Source organism: Brevibacillus borstelensis (genome assembly GCF_036700025.1).
Taxonomy (GTDB): Bacteria; Bacillota; Bacilli; order Brevibacillales; family Brevibacillaceae; genus Brevibacillus; species Brevibacillus borstelensis.
Map to the genome: position 1 here is coordinate 2,076,468 of NZ_CP144922.1, position 14,808 is coordinate 2,091,275.

Sequence of the window (14,808 nt, forward strand, 5' to 3'; positions counted from 1 at the left end):
GCAGTATCAAATCAAAAAGGAAAGGCCCTTCCGCAGCAGGGAAGGGCGCAAGGGGGAGGCCCCCATGTTTATTTTTTCAGCAGGAACGTCTGGTACACGCTCCAGATGCCGTCTTCCAGCTCGTAAATGAGGTGGAAGCGGTCCACATCGGAGGTGAGGTCAAACTTGACCATGCTCAACTGCCCGGTAATGTCGCGCAGCTCATCATTGGAGAGGTCCCGGCCAATCGTGAGATGCGGTACGAATGCATACGTTTCCTTTTCTTGCACAACCTTTTCTACGATCTTGGCGTGGAGCTGTTCAAACGGCTCTTTGTTTTGGACCGCCAAGTAAATGACGTTATTGGTCGGATGGAACGAAGAAACCCGGTGGAAATTGGCAGTAAAAGCTTCCGTGGAATTTGCAACCAGCTCCAAATGGCTTACCAAATGAGGCAGCTGAGATTCGTCGAGTTCAAATGCTTCTTTCAGGCGAATATACGGCGGGATCAAAGAGTAAGCTGGATCGTAACGTTTGCGGTATGAGTTGGCGACTTCTTGCACCTTGCTGGATGGAAATACAACGATACTGTACTTCATGTGAATCCCTCCTCTTTCGTTTCTATACAGCCCATATAGCCCATGGAAAAATCCAATAAACTTATTTTAACAGAAAATTCTCCATTTGTGTAATCTTATGCGTCAGCCTGTATATTCCTCCCCGCTCGGGACAGACTGTTAAGGAGCAGGGAGGTGCTATATTCAATCGTGAAAACAGCTATGATGATCATCTTCATTTTTCTCGTTCTTCTGTTGCTGTCCCTCCTTACCTTTTCCCTCATCACCGCAATCCGCAAAACCGAATTCGACGAGGCGTTGGTCTCCCCGGGAAAAGAAGAAGGTCCTCAGGAAGAACAGACAAGGTAAGTTTACCCGAAAAGCGCAGGAAGAATGCGCCGCAGGTTGGCTTGCCAATAGCCCCACGTGTGGTCACCCGCAAAGGTCTCATAGGCCAGGGTGACCGTTTTTGTTTGCAAAATGTCGCGCAGCGCTTCGTTGGCCTGGAGCAAATCGAGGGTGCCGCGGCTCGTCTCTACCGCCGTTTCTTCGAGTCCAACCTCAAGATAGACATGCAACGGTACGGGGAAGTCGGACTCCTGCACCCGGCGGTTGAGGGCGGCGTCCATAGCGGCGGACTGGCAGGCCACCTGGCCGAAGGTATGAGGATAGGAGAGCGCTGCAAACAGCGAGACGACGCCTCCCAAAGACTCGCCCAATAGCGTGCGGGCCATGCCCAGCGGGTAGGTGGAGTAGCGGCTGTCTACGGCGCTGACGACTTCGTCCGCGAGAAAGCGCAGGTACTTTTGGTGTTCCGCCCCGTCCGGGTGGTAGCGGGCGTAGCGGCGTTCTTTGTCTACGGGAAGGAAAACGGAGATGAGATTCGGGATTTCCTTTTCCCGGTGCATTTCCTCAAGCAGAGTGGCGAGACGTCCCATTGACAGGTAGTCGTCGCCGTCCTGGACATACAGGACCGGATAGGAATAGAGCGGGGAATATCGCTCCGGCAGGTAGACGAGGAGACGCTCCGTCGTCCCCAGGTGTTTGCTGGTGAGGATCAGTTCGTCAAGTGCCACTGCGTTGTCCTCCTTTGGGGTGTTGGTTTTACTGTAGCAGAAAGGGAAGGGGGAGGAAAATAGCTTTTTGGGTTGTGGGGGAAGAAGAGGGTGAACCTGCTGGGGGGTGGGTGTTGGAAGGTGAAATTGTTGGGGGTGGTTTTCGTATTATACAGTCGTGTGGGGGGCTGGAGAGGCTGGGGGGTGTCTGGGGGAGAGGTGTTTTTTGCGGGAGTAGGGGGAGGAGGGGAGCCTATCGGCTCCTTGGTTTGGATGGAGGGTGGGTTTCGACCTTGCGGCCGAAGATTGTCGCAATTTTGTCACCTTGTGATACTATGTAACATAGGTGACTTCACTTAATGGTGGAAGGGGTTGTCTTACATGAAGAAGCAGGTACACAGCAGCGAAGTCAGAAAAGCCGCATTGGATCGTTTGGCAGAGCGCGGTGTGCGCGTAGAGGATATCGCGGAGATCGTATATTTGATGCAATCGCCCTATCATCCTGACCTGACCATGGAACCGTGCATCGAGAGCGTAAAGGCTGTTCTGGAGAAAAGGGAAATGCAGCATGCCATCCTCGTGGGCATTGAGCTGGATACATTGGCGGAAAAGGGCCTATTGTCTGAGCCGCTGCAGTCGATTATCGCCTCCGATGAAGGCTTGTTTGGCTGCGACGAAACCTTGGCGCTCGGTTCGGTGTTCGGGTACGGGAGCATTGCGGTAACGACGTTTGGACATTTGGATAAGCATAAGATTGGTGTGATCAAGCGGCTGGATACGAAGACATCCGGTGGAAAAGTGCATACGTTCCTGGATGATTTGGTCGCGAGCGTGGCGGCGAATGCCTCGAGCCGGATGGCTCATCGGTTGAGAGATGAGCAGGAGCAGGCAGAGGTGCTTGCTGCGGGGCAGATTCGAGTGGAAGGCAAGGCTGTGGATGAGGCTGGGTGACCTTTAGTTGTACCTGGTTGATAGGTGTGGTGGAGGGGCATCCCTATCGGGATGCTCCTTGATTTTGCAGGGTTTTTGATGGTGGTAAAATTTTTTAAAAGAAATTTTGTTTTTCCTCTTGAAATCGGAAAAGAAATCCTGTATATTAAAACATGTGATCGACGTCCGGTACGATTCGGGCCCTTAGCTCAGTTGGTCAGAGCGGTCGGCTCATAACCGATTGGTCGTAGGTTCGAGTCCTACAGGGCCCACCATTGAACGTATGTGGTGAAGTCACAATAGCAAATATCCCATGATCCGGTAGCTCAGTTGGGAGAGCACCATCTTGACAGGGTGGGGGTCGCTGGTTCGAACCCAGTCCGGATCACCATAACAGAAACGCCAAAAGCCTTGAAAATCAAGGCTTTTTTTGTTGTAATAACCGCCTGAAAAAGACTAATACAGGCGTCAAAACTCATAATTGGGGACGGGCTGGGGACGAATTTTTTGGCCGTTGTGACCATCAGGCCTTTTTACTTTTCGGCTGACTGTCGAAGAGAGATTCAAAATGTTTAGCAGCCTCCTGGTCAGCAGATCGTAAAGCGTGACCATAAATGTTCATGGTCGTAAGGATGTTAGCATGTCCGAGACGTTCTGAAATGATCTTGGCATGGACACCTTTGTTAATAAGAAGAGTGGCCGAAGTATGTCGCAAATCGTGAAAACGGATGTACTTCAGCTTGTGCCGCTTCGTAAAACGTGACCACCAAGTCTTTACGCTGGAAGGGTAAAGTGGTTTTCCGTTCCAGGAGGAAAAGACGAAGAATCGATCGCCACCTTCCCATAGTTCCTCTGATTGCATCCGTTCCTTGCTAGTCTGAACTTTCAACGCCTTCAGATCATGATATAAACTTGGGGGAATGGACACGATCCGGACCGAATTTTTTGTCTTTGGTTCCTTTACAACGTAGCCGATCCCCTTCACGTAAGTAAGCGATTGGCGGACATCAATGGTACCGGCCTCCAGGTCAACATTTTTCCACTCCAATCCAAGAAGTTCTCCTCTTCTCAGGCCAGTTGTCAGTGCCAAGGCAATCATGACTCTCCACATCAGCTTTTCACGTTCCAATGCCAAGAACAGTTGGTGAGCTTCGGCTTCGTCATATACGCTCATTTCGGCCTGTTCAACTTTCGGCTTCTTTATCCCGTCCATAGGGCTTGTTTTAATTACCTTCCACTCAACAGCACGGTTAAATATATTTTTCAAGACGCGGTGGATATATTCGATCATCCCAGACGATAACTTTCCCTCCTTGCCGTCTTTCCGGGAGCCTTCTTCTTCAAGTTTTTTTATAAAGGTGACGATGTGGAGAGGTTTGATCTGATCGAGACGCATGTGGCCGAATTCAGGAATAATCCGGTTATTAATTTGGATCAGATAGTTCTCTAATGTTTTAGCACTTAGTTCTCGTTTGGCATACTTTTCTCTCCATTCGTCAACAAACCCAGCCAATGTCATCTTTTCGGGGGAAATATACTCACCGGCCTCAACCTCCATCTTGAATTTAAGCCACTCACTTTCCAGATATTCTCTGAGCTTCTTCGTTGTTTTCAATAACGCCTGATCTTCAACCTTGATGACTTTTCTTTCGCGCAACCGTTCTCCATTAGGTCCATACCCCAATTCAACGGTTAAACGCCAAGAATTAGCGCCGCGTTTTTCAATGCTTGCCATGTTTGGTTCACCTCCATGGATTCATCTGCAGGAGCTCTTCGAGATCTGCCACCTGCAGCATCAGAAATTCGGCATCCCAATAATCTAGCATGTTTTCCGTCACGCGCCTACGGAGAGGGTCAAGCCGAATCCCGAATTTCCCTGGTTTACCTTCGCTCACGGTCAGATCTGCAAGCGTCACCGTTATCCCCATGCTGTCCGACGAGAAATCTTCCGCTCCCTGTCGTTGGAAGGGAGCAGCTATGGGGATATAGGCTATATCTTTGTTCCAATCAAGTTCCCCCTTCCGAAAATTGATGACGTACCAGAGCGGGGCCAGCTCCCCCTCGAAATAATCGTAAAAAACTGCAATTTTCATCGAATTACAACTCCTTGTCCTTTTTTTAGTTTTCGATCAATTGCAAGTCGGAACATTTCCTTTGCTTCATCACACCAGTTTGCCGGATCAGCTTTACGGTACATACTTCGGTTATAGGAAACGAGACGCTGGCTGTATTCTTCCTGGCTGATTCGATTTTTGATCTGTCTGAATCGACGTATTGCGAGGTCAAGTGGAACCCGAAACACGTGAGCCCAGTACAGCGGGACATCTATCTCGTATGCCGGCAAGTGCAGTTCCTGCACCATAAAGAAGGGGATGGCGGCGTATAACTGGAACTGTGATGCTTGCGTCTCCTGCAAGTCCCGGAAAGCCCTGGGGAGCATTTGTTGATCACCGACGTGGCGGAGCGGGTGACAAAGTTCATGAAAAAATTCGCTCCGAGCAGATGGCTCGTCCAAACGAGAATCGAGGATGATCATGAATTCATTGGAGCCATCATCGATCCACCGGGCATGGGATTTTGTTCGTAGATATGTAATTTCGCCACCCAATGATGCCGCGATATGAAAAATATCCAGATCACTCGGAGTGCATATTGAGTTCTCAAGGTACTTTGATGTGATCCATTCCTCCAGTGGAGTCATTTTGTAAAGCGACAAATCCACACAAACCCCTCCTCAAACAAACATTTGTTCGTATTTATGGGTGAAAATAATAGCCCAAAGGGCTATGCAGCCTGTAGACAAAGTTCCGTAAGGAACAGGGTCTGCAGGCTTTTTTGTTGAATATAGAACATGTTACGTTTTCAAAAGTTATTTTTTAGAGGTGGCATTATGCTTAATAAGCAAGAGGCCGAAGGGCGTTATCAGATATCTGCATTCTCGCTAGATGAGTTGGTGCCAGAAGATCATCTCGTAAGAAAAATTGAAAATGCAATCGACTTTTCGTTCATCTATGACTTGGTGGAAAGCCTTTACTGTCATGACAATGGCAGACCCAGTGTTGACCCTGTAGTCTTAGTTAAAATTGCTTTCATCCAATATATTTTTGGAATTCGTTCCATGCGACAAACGATTAAAGAGATCGAAACCAATGTTGCCTATCGGTGGTTTATTGGCTATGATTTCAGTCAGCCCATTCCCCATTTCACGACCCTAGGCAAGAACTATGTTCGCCGTTTTCGGGATACTCAACTCTTCGAGTCGATCTTCCTTCGAATATTGGAGGAGGCGGTTCATCATGGATTCGTGAAGCCTGATGTGCTTTTCATTGATGCTACGCATGTAAAAGCCAGTGCGAATAAGCATAAATACGTGAAAGAAATCGTTGAAGAACAAGCGAAGAAATATCAAGAGCTGCTGGACGAAGAAATCAATCAGGATCGTATTGCACATGGAAAGAAGCCCCTTGAAAAAAAGACAGAAACTTCGAAGAAGGAGGTGAAAGTCAGCACAACTGACCCGGATTGCGGATTGTTTGTAAAAGGGGAAAAGGAACGTGTATTTGCTTATAGTTTTCATACAGCATGTGATCGAAATGGATTTGTGCTTGGTGCCAAGGTAACGCCAGGCAATGTGCATGACAGTCAGGTTTTTGAGGATGTTTTGAATCAAGTGCGAAAGACGTTTGCACAGCCTCAAGCTGTGGCAGTGGACTCGGGATACAAGACGCCTTACATCAGTAAAACACTCCTTGATGACCAGATTCGCCCCGTTATGCCCTACACAAGACCACGCACCAAAGAAGGTTTTTTTAAAAAGCACGAATATGTGTATGATGAATATTTCGACTGCTACATCTGCCCGAACGAGCAAATCTTAACATATGAGACAACAAACAAGGATGGGTACCGTATCTATCGATCAAATTCTCAAGTTTGCCGAAGTTGTCCGTTCTTGAAACAATGCACGGAAAGTAAAGACTACACAAAGAGAGTGAGTCGCCACATCTGGGCTGATTACCTCGAAGAGGTAGACCACCTCCGGCATACCGAGGAAAACAAACAAATCTATAGCAAACGGAAAGAAACGATTGAACGTGTATTCGCTGATATGAAGGAAAAGCATGGCATGCGTTGGACGACCTTACGAGGACTGGAGAAGGTCACGATGCAGGCGATGCTTGTTTTCGCTGCCATGAACTTGAAAAAAATGGCGACCTGGCTATGGAAATCAGGTCGCCAAAAGGTGAACGATCAAAACACCTTCGGTATTTTCATCAAATTATTAAACAAACTCCCTCTGCTGTTCGTTCAGCGAGGGAGTTTGTCTGCAACCTGAGAAGGGGAATGAAATCCCCTTCTGGCAGATTGTAGACAAACTCTCTCGTTGCCATTGGCAGTTGAGGGAGTTTGTACTGTATGTATTCGAAAGGTGATGCGGAAATGAAGGGCATTGTGCCTCCCTTTTCCTGACTTCCATAGCCAATTGGCCAGTTTTTTTAAATTCATACAAGCAAAGACAAGCAGAGTCTATAAGCTATTTTGTGTAAACTCCTAACCTTCAAATAGAGTAAATGAATTCTAAGAAAGGTTGGGAGAGCCCATGAGCCTGATGTCCAAAGAGCAACTCAAGCAGTGGATCAAGGAAAAGAACATCAATCGGTGGAAGACGTCCAATCAGCCCTAAAGGAGTTGTTTGCCGACACCCTTCAGGAAATGCTGGAAGCCGAGTTGGAGACGTCACTTGGCTACGCCAAGCACGACACGAAAAACAAGAAAACCACCAACAGCCGGAACGGCTACAGCAAGAAAAAGGTGCGTTCCGAGTACGGCGACGTGGACATTCAGGTTCCGCGTGACCGGGCCGGTGAGTTTGAGCCGACCATCGTCAAAAAGAACCAAACGAACATGACGGGTATCGAAGACCAAATCATTGCCATGTATGCCAAGGGTGTTTCTACCCGCGACATTCAGGATCACCTGCAGCAGCTCTACGGCATCGAGGTTTCTCCTACCCTCATCTCCAACGTGACCAACAAGATCGTCCCGCTGATCAAAGAATGGCAAAACCGTCCCTTGCAGGCGGTATATGCGGTCGTGTTCCTGGATGCCATTCACTTCAAGGTGAAACAAGACGGTGCCATCGTCAACAAAGCCGCCTACATGGCCATTGGCATTGACTTGGAAGGCCACAAAGATGTACTTGGCATCTGGATCGGGGAAAATGAATCGGCAAAGTTCTGGCTTCATGTGTATTTTGCAACTCAAAAATGCAGAGTTTGGCGGCCAATTTATGCAGAACACTGCCAACATCAATACAAAAGAATTTAGGAAGACTTCATGCTGGATAGAGCATGGCGCAGTCGGTAGCTTTCTCCGGTAAACGCCAGAATATGGGCGTGGTGGACGAGGCGATCCACAAGGGCTGCCGTCAATCGCGTATCTCCAAACACCGTATTCCACTGCCCAAACTCCAAATTCGACGTCACAATCACACTGTTTCTCTCATAGCAGGCCGAGATAACATGAAACAACAGCTCAGCCCCCGTTTGGTGAAAGGGAACAAACCCAACCTCGTCCAAAATCAACAACTCACAGTCTGCCAGTTCTTTTTGAAACCGCATCAGTGCCCCATTCGCGTGTTTTTCCTGCAAGAGCGCAACCAGATCGGGAACACGGAAGAATCGAACGGCATATCCCCTTCGGCACGCCTCTACGCCAAGCGCTGTTGCCAGATGGGTCTTCCCCGTGCCCACTTTTCCCAGCATCAGCACATTTTCCTTGCGCTCCAAAAAACGTAGGTCGATCAATCCCTCCTTTGTACATGTTTCCGGTAAGGTGACTGCCTCAAAAGCGTAATCTTCCAGTGTCTTCAGTTGGGGAAACGCGGCTTTCTTTATCAGTCGCTTCAGCTTTGTCTCCTCCCGCCGTTGAATCTCCATCCGCAAGACTCCCAGCAAGAAGCTCTCCCGATCTTCAAACGGCACCTGTTCATAGGTTTCCATCACATGCGCCAAATGCAAAGTTTTGCACACCTTTGCCAGCTCTTCTCTCATTCCACCCTCACCCCCAGGATCCGGTCGTACTCATCCAGTATGGGTATCTGCCCGTGAAGGGCAGGGGGTGTATGCGACTCTGAAAACGGTTCCGGGCGGAAAACAGGGTGTTTTATCGCGTAAAGGGCATGCTCCAAGGCAACAGCCAGATGCTCTTGCTGATGCGACAATTCTCCCAGTACTTGCCCGATTTCCTTCAACGTATAGGTGTCGAGCAATCGATGGAGCAGGCGAATTCGTGCTTTTCGTGCATTCATGTCTTCCACCGTCAAAAACGTTTGGAGCGCCTGAGGCATCATATTGGTAAAGGAAGAATACATCACCGCCCGCGGGCGTTTTTCATATCTCTTCAATACCGCCTTCCAATCTACTGGAATGACTTTCTCCGTATAGGGACGAGGCAATGTCACAATCGGGGTGTATGTCCCGTCTGCCGTTAACACCTCCAGCACATCCCACTTGACTTTCACCAAAACCGGCTGCATGGCCCGACACTGCGGCAACGGGAAGAGAGCCGCGTCAAACGACAGCTCAGCGTATTTGTTCAGGTGGCACGTCTCCAGCCGGAAAATCTCCAGCGGTGTCGTCGGCAGCGTCAGCAGCTTGCATTTTTCTTGCTTCCACAACTCGGCAATGGTTTGCTTTTTCACATAGTGAGGGCGCTGCATATCCGCACGGGCAGCTTCCGCCAAATACGTCTCCAGTTGTTCCGGCGTATCGATAACCGGTGGCGGAACACACCAGTTCCGGCGTCCATACCCCACTTTGTTTTCCACATGGCCTTTCTCATGGCCGCTGTATGGATTGCAAAACAGGGGCTCAAAGCGGTAATGGGCGCAGAAACGCCGAAACGCTTCCGTACACTCTCGTTTTCCGCCTTGCTGGATGGACACAACAGCAGCGGACAAGTTGTCAAACCAAATCTTGCGAGGAACCCCTCCCATTTGCTGAAATAGCCGCCCTAAGGCCTCCAGAAAGCATTCCGTGTTTTCTTTCGGAACCGGGAACACAAAGGCGGCATTGCTGTACGGAAACGACAGGGTCAATACTTTCCGCTCCACCAGTTCTCCCGACTTGACCACGTACACCGTCCCAAAGTCAGCCTGGGCTTCCCCGCCTGGATGCTCCAAACGCTCAAAATGTTCGGCTCGTTCGGCTGCCATGGCTTTCTTCCGTTTGGAGACATATTCGGATACCGTTCGCTGCCCGCCAGGGAAGCCGTACTCATCCCGTAACCGCTGAAACATGCGGACGGCTGTATGGCGTTGCTTGCGTGGAAGACGCTCATCATCCTCCAGCCATGTGTCAATAATCTCTAAGTACGGTCCCAACACCGGATGGCGGCCTTTTCGCTTGCATACCGGTTCATTCCAATCGTCGCGATCCGCATATTTCTTGGCGGTTCGCCAATTCACCTGGACACGTTCCGCAATTTCCTGAATCGAACACCCTTCGACTTCCCGCAAAAATCGGATATACTGTTGTTGTGGCACTTTCAACATTCCTCTCACTCCCTCAGATTCTAGCCAAATCCAAGGGTAGATTTTGTAGGGGGATGTTGGCAAGTGCCTTTTTCATGGCCTCAGAATTGCGGTGGAACTCTGCAGTTTTCCGCCGCAATTCTCTGCACTTTTATCCTGCCATAAACACTCATATGTTAAGATTTGCTCGTTCGGGCAGATGTAGCAGTCGAAATATTCATCATACACATATTCGTGCTTTTTAAAAAAACCTTCTTTGGTGCGTGGTCTTGTGTAGGGCATAACGGGGCGAATCTGGTCATCAAGGAGTGTTTTACTGATGTAAGGCGTCTTGTATCCCGAGTCCACTGCCACAGCTTGAGGCTGTGCAAACGTCTTTCGCACTTGATTCAAAACATCCTCAAAAACCTGACTGTCATGCACATTGCCTGGCGTTACCTTGGCACCAAGCACAAATCCATTTCGATCACATGCTGTATGAAAACTATAAGCAAATACACGTTCCTTTTCCCCTTTTACAAACAATCCGCAATCCGGGTCAGTTGTGCTGACTTTCACCTCCTTCTTCGAAGTTTCTGTCTTTTTTTCAAGGGGCTTCTTTCCATGTGCAATACGATCCTGATTGATTTCTTCGTCCAGCAGCTCTTGATATTTCTTCGCTTGTTCTTCAACGATTTCTTTCACGTATTTATGCTTATTCGCACTGGCTTTTACATGCGTAGCATCAATGAAAAGCACATCAGGCTTCACGAATCCATGATGAACCGCCTCCTCCAATATTCGAAGGAAGATCGACTCGAAGAGTTGAGTATCCCGAAAACGGCGAACATAGTTCTTGCCTAGGGTCGTGAAATGGGGAATGGGCTGACTGAAATCATAGCCAATAAACCACCGATAGGCAACATTGGTTTCGATCTCTTTAATCGTTTGTCGCATGGAACGAATTCCAAAAATATATTGGATGAAAGCAATTTTAACTAAGACTACAGGGTCAACACTGGGTCTGCCATTGTCATGACAGTAGAGGCTTTCCACCAAGTCATAGATGAACGAAAAGTCGATTGCATTTTCAATTTTTCTTACGAGATGATCTTCTGGCACCAACTCATCTAGCGAGAATGCAGATATCTGATAACGCCCTTCGGCCTCTTGCTTATTAAGCATAATGCCACCTCTAAAAAATAACTTTTGAAAACGTAACATGTTCTATATTCAACAAAAAAGCCTGCAGACCCTGTTCCTTACGGAACTTTGTCTACAGGCTGAGAAGGGGATTTCATTCCCCTTCTGTGTTTTTGAAAGGATTCATGAGCTTTGAAGAAAAGGAGATTTTCTACTGTTGAGTTTCTAAAACAACTCCAGGAGCGCAGCATCCCATCAAAAATTCCCCGTATGCAAACTCCTGGTATGTTTCGCATTGTCGAATACCTGTATGCCGGCACCGATGCATTAGAAGTCGATTTTGACAGCTTCACACTGGATGAACTGGATTACGTATACAATGAAGCTCACGCGCTGTAACTGTATTCGATGGAAGACATCTATGATGAAGAGACTGAGCGGGCCAATTGCTACAACGTAATCTATGAGTATGTCAGGAGCACGCAGTGTGATTTTTCATATATAACCGGACGAAAAGTCCAAAAATCATTGATTTTACGGGAGTGTTTTTTCAAAATTAACCGGACAAAGAAACTTATCGATCCTTAACAGGGGCGTCTTTTTCATAAATAGACGGAAAAAATACTGAGCTAAAATTAAGCAGTCAATTAAAAGTACATAGTTCCTCCGGCTTTATATGCCACAGTAGGCTAGGTACAGAGTCAAAACTATCTCGATATTTATAACCTTCTGGTTGTTCATATTTTGATAATATCGCCTTTAATTCATCCGGTTGCGTAACACCGAACAAACCTTTTACTTTTTCAAAGTACCTTCTTGACTTCAGTTTAAGTAGAAGGTCAATCTTCTGATATGTGTCACTATATACGTACAATTTGGGGAACCAAGCCCATTCGTGTTCTTCCAAAACAGCTATATAATGCAGAAGGAGGTCTGCATTCACAATTTTCTTTTTTGGATATCTCTTTAGAGTTGCTCTTTTAACAACTGTGTCCGCTGCAATACTCAACAGCCTTAATCCAAGACGATGCTTCCTTACCTCTTCTAAAGATCTAAGGTGAAAATAGAATACTTTATAATTTGCATGCGATTTTCGTTCAAAACGATCATGAATAAAAAACTCTGTTCTAAGAAAATCTCCAACGGCTTTATACTGTTCATTTTCAATCAAGATGGCAACCGTATATATAAACAACTCCTGAATCAGAAATTTATAGTGATCATACTGGTATTCTATATATGAGTTTACCTCTTCTGGTGGTTGAGAAAAGCGATAGATTTCTTCAAAGAATTTGACAAGAGGATCGATATTTAATTCTTCTTGTGAATCACATAGAAGCTCGATAAATTCTACATAATCATCTCTGAGGGGCAACATGTCATCAATTTTATCCATAATTTGCTGATCATGCGGTTCCTCCAATTTAACAATTTGCAATTCATCTAAACTGGTAAAAAAAGAACCGATGAATTCTCTGACAAGTCCTCGAATTCTTGCCGGATTTCGTGTAATAGCATCTCTAAGCTGTTTGTTAATATTGGCTGTTTTAAAATGAGGGGGCTCGTCTTCGAATAGCCAAGATGGTGCCTCACCAAGAGAAGGCTTCCGATGTTGAGGACGTTGGTACAAGTTGCGTAGAAGCTGCTGATACCCAATTTCAAACTGCTCCTCAGACGATAAATCAATATACATTCTGGACCTAATATAAGTGGGGATATAAGGTTTTCCACTTTCATCCCGTTCTGCAACGATGGGAATGAACTTTTCTTGTTTTATATCAGCATAAACTTCGGGGGAGATGATGAGTGTTTCTGTTCCTACGCCCCCTCGCCGATCCTCTGCCTTTTCATAATACTCCTTATCACAAATAATGAGAACCTTATCAATTTTATCTGAACGAACCATACTTTCCATAAAATGATAAGTATCGTGCCCCGGCTGTAAATCCCATTTATCCAATGTAACGTGAACCCGGTCTTGCATTAACCGTTCTGCTAAATCCAGTACCCAGTCTTCATGTTCAGGGCTAGTCCAACTGTATGATATAAAAACACGTGGAATCGGTAGTTCATGTTTCCGAATTGACATGTTTTCTATCTCCCTAAGTAAAGGATTTGTCGTTTCTATAAATTAATTATACACAGTCTGCTTTATTATTCACCAAATTTTGTTACTCAAATTTATAACTAGACGTATTACTACCTTACCGGGTACAAAGGAGCCAAGCAAGTGTGCATAAATTTTTTATGAACACTTCTTAATGCGATATTATTTTAAAAGTATGCGTTAGATGAAATGAATTTTCGGATACTTAATTCTGTGCAATACGATTATGCTGTTACCGTTCATTGGTTTAGACATGTAAGTGACGGGCTGGGTGTAATTGAAAAAGGCTTGTGGGATAATTGATGCGGTAAGTATGCGTATAAAAATTTGTAAATGATGAGGATGTGTGGTGGTTATACGTAAAGGATATTGTTAGAGTAAAAAAATGTTAACTAAACATATGAAGTAATGACATACGATGTAATATGTAGATAAGGGGGTATAACCATGTACATTTATCACGGCTCTCACATACAGGGACGAAGCATCATTGAGCCTTATGTTGACTCAACCGGAAAGCACGGGGACAAACCATATGTGTATGCCTCTATATTTAAATTTGTAGCAGCATTTTTTTCTGCCACACACGGGCGTAACTGGACCTGCGAACTATCACCGCCCGATCCCAATGGGGTATTTACTCTGAAAGAAAAATTTATTAATGCCTTCGATTTCCGCTATAAAGACAGAGCAGGAAGCATATACGTGATGGATTGCTGCAATTTCAAAATGGAAGGAGTACCACATCTGTGGTACGCGGGTGGAGAATGCGTCTCTGATGTTGAAGTTAAAGTGTTAAGTGAAGAGCGTTTTGACGATGCAAGTTCTTTTTTGTATAAACTCGAGGCAGAAGGAAAATTGCGAATTGAAAGATCACATCAGTTGCTGCACCCAGATTATTGGGAAAGATGGCATCAGAATCATCCAGTATCGGCTTTAGAATATCGTAGCATGTATCCGTTTTAATTTACCGGGAGTCGGCCAATGGCCGGCTTTCTTGTTTCAATTGTTCGATGATAATAATGTATTAGACCGGGCCCCCTTATGTTATAAGGAAACCCGGTCTTTTTTATCTGCAGCTAAATTCCGTTAGCCACCCATGGAGCAGAGCTGCACCACAGATTATGAAAAAAGTTCAGTGCGTCCATAATGATTGATAGGCTGGCGAAGAAGGTCGTTTTTTAACAAACTATTTCCACTGACAGAATCGAAAGGGAATACGATGAGAAACATGGATTTCCCAGAGAAATGGTTAACATCCAAGCAACAAACGTTTGGTCAATACTGCCAGGAACTGTAGATCAAAGACTTTAGCGAAAGCTACAGTCTTTATTTTTTATGAAGCGTGCCCAGCAAGCCGTTAATTGCTAGTTGGTGAAAGTCCAACCGAGGCAGGAGCCAAGTCACCTCGTAGCTGACAGGCAACTGGTGGAGAAATCCTAAGGTTGAAGCCCTGTGACAAAGTAACTCGAAAGAGTGCGAGCAAATCAGCAGGCCGTAACATAAAGTGAATCCTGCAGCCTC

At 46.3% G+C, this 14,808-nt stretch carries 13 protein-coding genes, 2 tRNA genes and 2 pseudogenes; 8 read left to right on the plus strand and 9 right to left on the minus strand.

The genetic code is table 11. From position 1 onward, the window contains the following. Window positions 1–68: 68 nt before the first annotated feature. Window positions 69–578 (minus strand): 2'-5' RNA ligase family protein, encoded by a 510-nt coding sequence (locus tag V5G20_RS09575; protein ID WP_003386617.1) that lies wholly within the window; start codon window positions 576–578, stop codon window positions 69–71. A 153-nt stretch (window positions 579–731) separates the two neighbouring features. Between V5G20_RS09575 and V5G20_RS09580 the strand changes: the two genes are divergently transcribed. Then, window positions 732–905 (plus strand): hypothetical protein, encoded by a 174-nt coding sequence (locus V5G20_RS09580; protein WP_170208424.1) that lies wholly within the window; start codon window positions 732–734, stop codon window positions 903–905. A gap of 2 nt (window positions 906–907) precedes the next feature. Here V5G20_RS09580 and V5G20_RS09585 read toward each other — a convergent pair whose 3' ends face one another. Beyond that, on the minus strand, window positions 908–1,612 hold the full coding sequence (locus tag V5G20_RS09585; RefSeq protein WP_024985105.1) for an alpha/beta hydrolase: 705 nt from the start codon (window positions 1,610–1,612) through the stop codon (window positions 908–910). Window positions 1,613–1,972: 360 nt separating this feature from the next. Between V5G20_RS09585 and V5G20_RS09590 the strand changes: the two genes are divergently transcribed. The 3 genes from V5G20_RS09590 (at window position 1,973) to V5G20_RS09600 (ending at window position 2,912) form a co-directional block, all read left to right on the plus strand. After that, a complete protein-coding gene (locus V5G20_RS09590; RefSeq protein ID WP_024985106.1) occupies window positions 1,973–2,542 on the plus strand; it encodes a phosphatidylglycerophosphatase A family protein in 570 nt (189 codons plus the stop codon). A gap of 177 nt (window positions 2,543–2,719) precedes the next feature. Beyond that, a tRNA-Ile gene (locus V5G20_RS09595) sits at window positions 2,720–2,796 on the plus strand. 40 nt (window positions 2,797–2,836) lie between these two features. Continuing rightward, window positions 2,837–2,912: transfer RNA gene (locus V5G20_RS09600), tRNA-Val, on the plus strand. Window positions 2,913–3,044: 132 nt separating this feature from the next. Here V5G20_RS09600 and V5G20_RS09605 read toward each other — a convergent pair. From V5G20_RS09605 to V5G20_RS09615, 3 genes are read right to left on the minus strand one after another with little or no spacing between them, the layout of a single operon-like run. Then, window positions 3,045–4,256, minus strand: coding sequence for a site-specific integrase (locus V5G20_RS09605; protein ID WP_122915421.1), 1,212 nt, complete (start codon window positions 4,254–4,256; stop codon window positions 3,045–3,047). A 7-nt stretch (window positions 4,257–4,263) separates the two neighbouring features. Beyond that, a complete protein-coding gene (locus V5G20_RS09610) occupies window positions 4,264–4,614 on the minus strand; it encodes a hypothetical protein (protein WP_338463359.1) in 351 nt (116 codons plus the stop codon). Continuing rightward, window positions 4,611–5,243 (minus strand): ImmA/IrrE family metallo-endopeptidase, encoded by a 633-nt coding sequence (locus V5G20_RS09615; protein ID WP_338463360.1) that lies wholly within the window; start codon window positions 5,241–5,243, stop codon window positions 4,611–4,613. Before V5G20_RS09615 ends, V5G20_RS09610 begins: the two co-directional genes overlap by 4 nt. Window positions 5,244–5,411: 168 nt before the next feature. Between V5G20_RS09615 and V5G20_RS09620 the strand changes: the two genes are divergently transcribed. Both V5G20_RS09620 and V5G20_RS09625 read left to right on the plus strand, forming a co-directional pair. Next, window positions 5,412–6,857 carry an IS1182 family transposase gene (locus tag V5G20_RS09620; protein ID WP_024985259.1) on the plus strand — a complete coding sequence of 482 codons (1,446 nt, stop codon included), beginning with the start codon at window positions 5,412–5,414 and terminating at the stop codon, window positions 6,855–6,857. A gap of 264 nt (window positions 6,858–7,121) precedes the next feature. Next, window positions 7,122–7,771: pseudogene (locus tag V5G20_RS09625) on the plus strand (IS256 family transposase); the annotation flags it as partial. A 74-nt stretch (window positions 7,772–7,845) separates the two neighbouring features. Here V5G20_RS09625 and istB read toward each other — a convergent pair. The 3 genes and pseudogenes from istB to V5G20_RS09640 form a co-directional block, all read right to left on the minus strand. Then, entirely contained in the window at window positions 7,846–8,574 is a 729-nt protein-coding gene (gene istB, locus V5G20_RS09630) for an IS21-like element helper ATPase IstB (protein WP_023555238.1), read from the minus strand. After that, a complete protein-coding gene (istA, locus tag V5G20_RS09635; RefSeq protein WP_023555239.1) occupies window positions 8,571–10,076 on the minus strand; it encodes an IS21 family transposase in 1,506 nt (501 codons plus the stop codon). The genes istB and istA overlap by 4 nt, the downstream gene beginning before the upstream one ends. Window positions 10,077–10,226: 150 nt before the next feature. After that, window positions 10,227–11,219 (minus strand): annotated as a pseudogene (locus V5G20_RS09640) (IS1182 family transposase); the annotation flags it as partial. Between the two features lie 150 nt (window positions 11,220–11,369). Here V5G20_RS09640 and V5G20_RS09645 point away from each other — a divergent pair. Next, entirely contained in the window at window positions 11,370–11,576 is a 207-nt protein-coding gene (locus V5G20_RS09645) for a hypothetical protein (protein ID WP_338463361.1), read from the plus strand. A 244-nt stretch (window positions 11,577–11,820) separates the two neighbouring features. Here the strand turns inward: V5G20_RS09645 and V5G20_RS09650 are convergent, their stop codons facing one another. Further along, window positions 11,821–13,266 (minus strand): toll/interleukin-1 receptor domain-containing protein, encoded by a 1,446-nt coding sequence (locus V5G20_RS09650; RefSeq protein ID WP_338463362.1) that lies wholly within the window; start codon window positions 13,264–13,266, stop codon window positions 11,821–11,823. A 465-nt stretch (window positions 13,267–13,731) separates the two neighbouring features. On the opposite strand from V5G20_RS09650, the gene V5G20_RS09655 reads away from it, so the two are divergent. Next, window positions 13,732–14,250, plus strand: coding sequence for a hypothetical protein (locus V5G20_RS09655; RefSeq protein ID WP_338463363.1), 519 nt, complete (start codon window positions 13,732–13,734; stop codon window positions 14,248–14,250). The last annotated feature ends 558 nt before the right edge of the window (window positions 14,251–14,808 follow it).

Bases quoted from the DNA above. Each gene is read 5' to 3' on its own strand.
- V5G20_RS09575 (WP_003386617.1), bottom strand. From the start codon at position 578: ATGAAGTACAGTATCGTTGTATTTCCATCCAGCAAGGTGCAAGAAGTC.
- V5G20_RS09590 (WP_024985106.1), top strand. From the start codon at position 1,973: ATGAAGAAGCAGGTACACAGCAGCGAAGTCAGAAAAGCCGCATTGGAT.
- V5G20_RS09605 (WP_122915421.1), bottom strand. From the start codon at position 4,256: ATGGCAAGCATTGAAAAACGCGGCGCTAATTCTTGGCGTTTAACCGTT.
- V5G20_RS09610 (WP_338463359.1), bottom strand. From the start codon at position 4,614: ATGAAAATTGCAGTTTTTTACGATTATTTCGAGGGGGAGCTGGCCCCG.
- V5G20_RS09620 (WP_024985259.1), top strand. From the start codon at position 5,412: ATGCTTAATAAGCAAGAGGCCGAAGGGCGTTATCAGATATCTGCATTC.
- istB (WP_023555238.1), bottom strand. From the start codon at position 8,574: ATGAGAGAAGAGCTGGCAAAGGTGTGCAAAACTTTGCATTTGGCGCAT.
- istA (WP_023555239.1), bottom strand. From the start codon at position 10,076: ATGTTGAAAGTGCCACAACAACAGTATATCCGATTTTTGCGGGAAGTC.
- V5G20_RS09650 (WP_338463362.1), bottom strand. From the start codon at position 13,266: ATGTCAATTCGGAAACATGAACTACCGATTCCACGTGTTTTTATATCA.
- V5G20_RS09655 (WP_338463363.1), top strand. From the start codon at position 13,732: ATGTACATTTATCACGGCTCTCACATACAGGGACGAAGCATCATTGAG.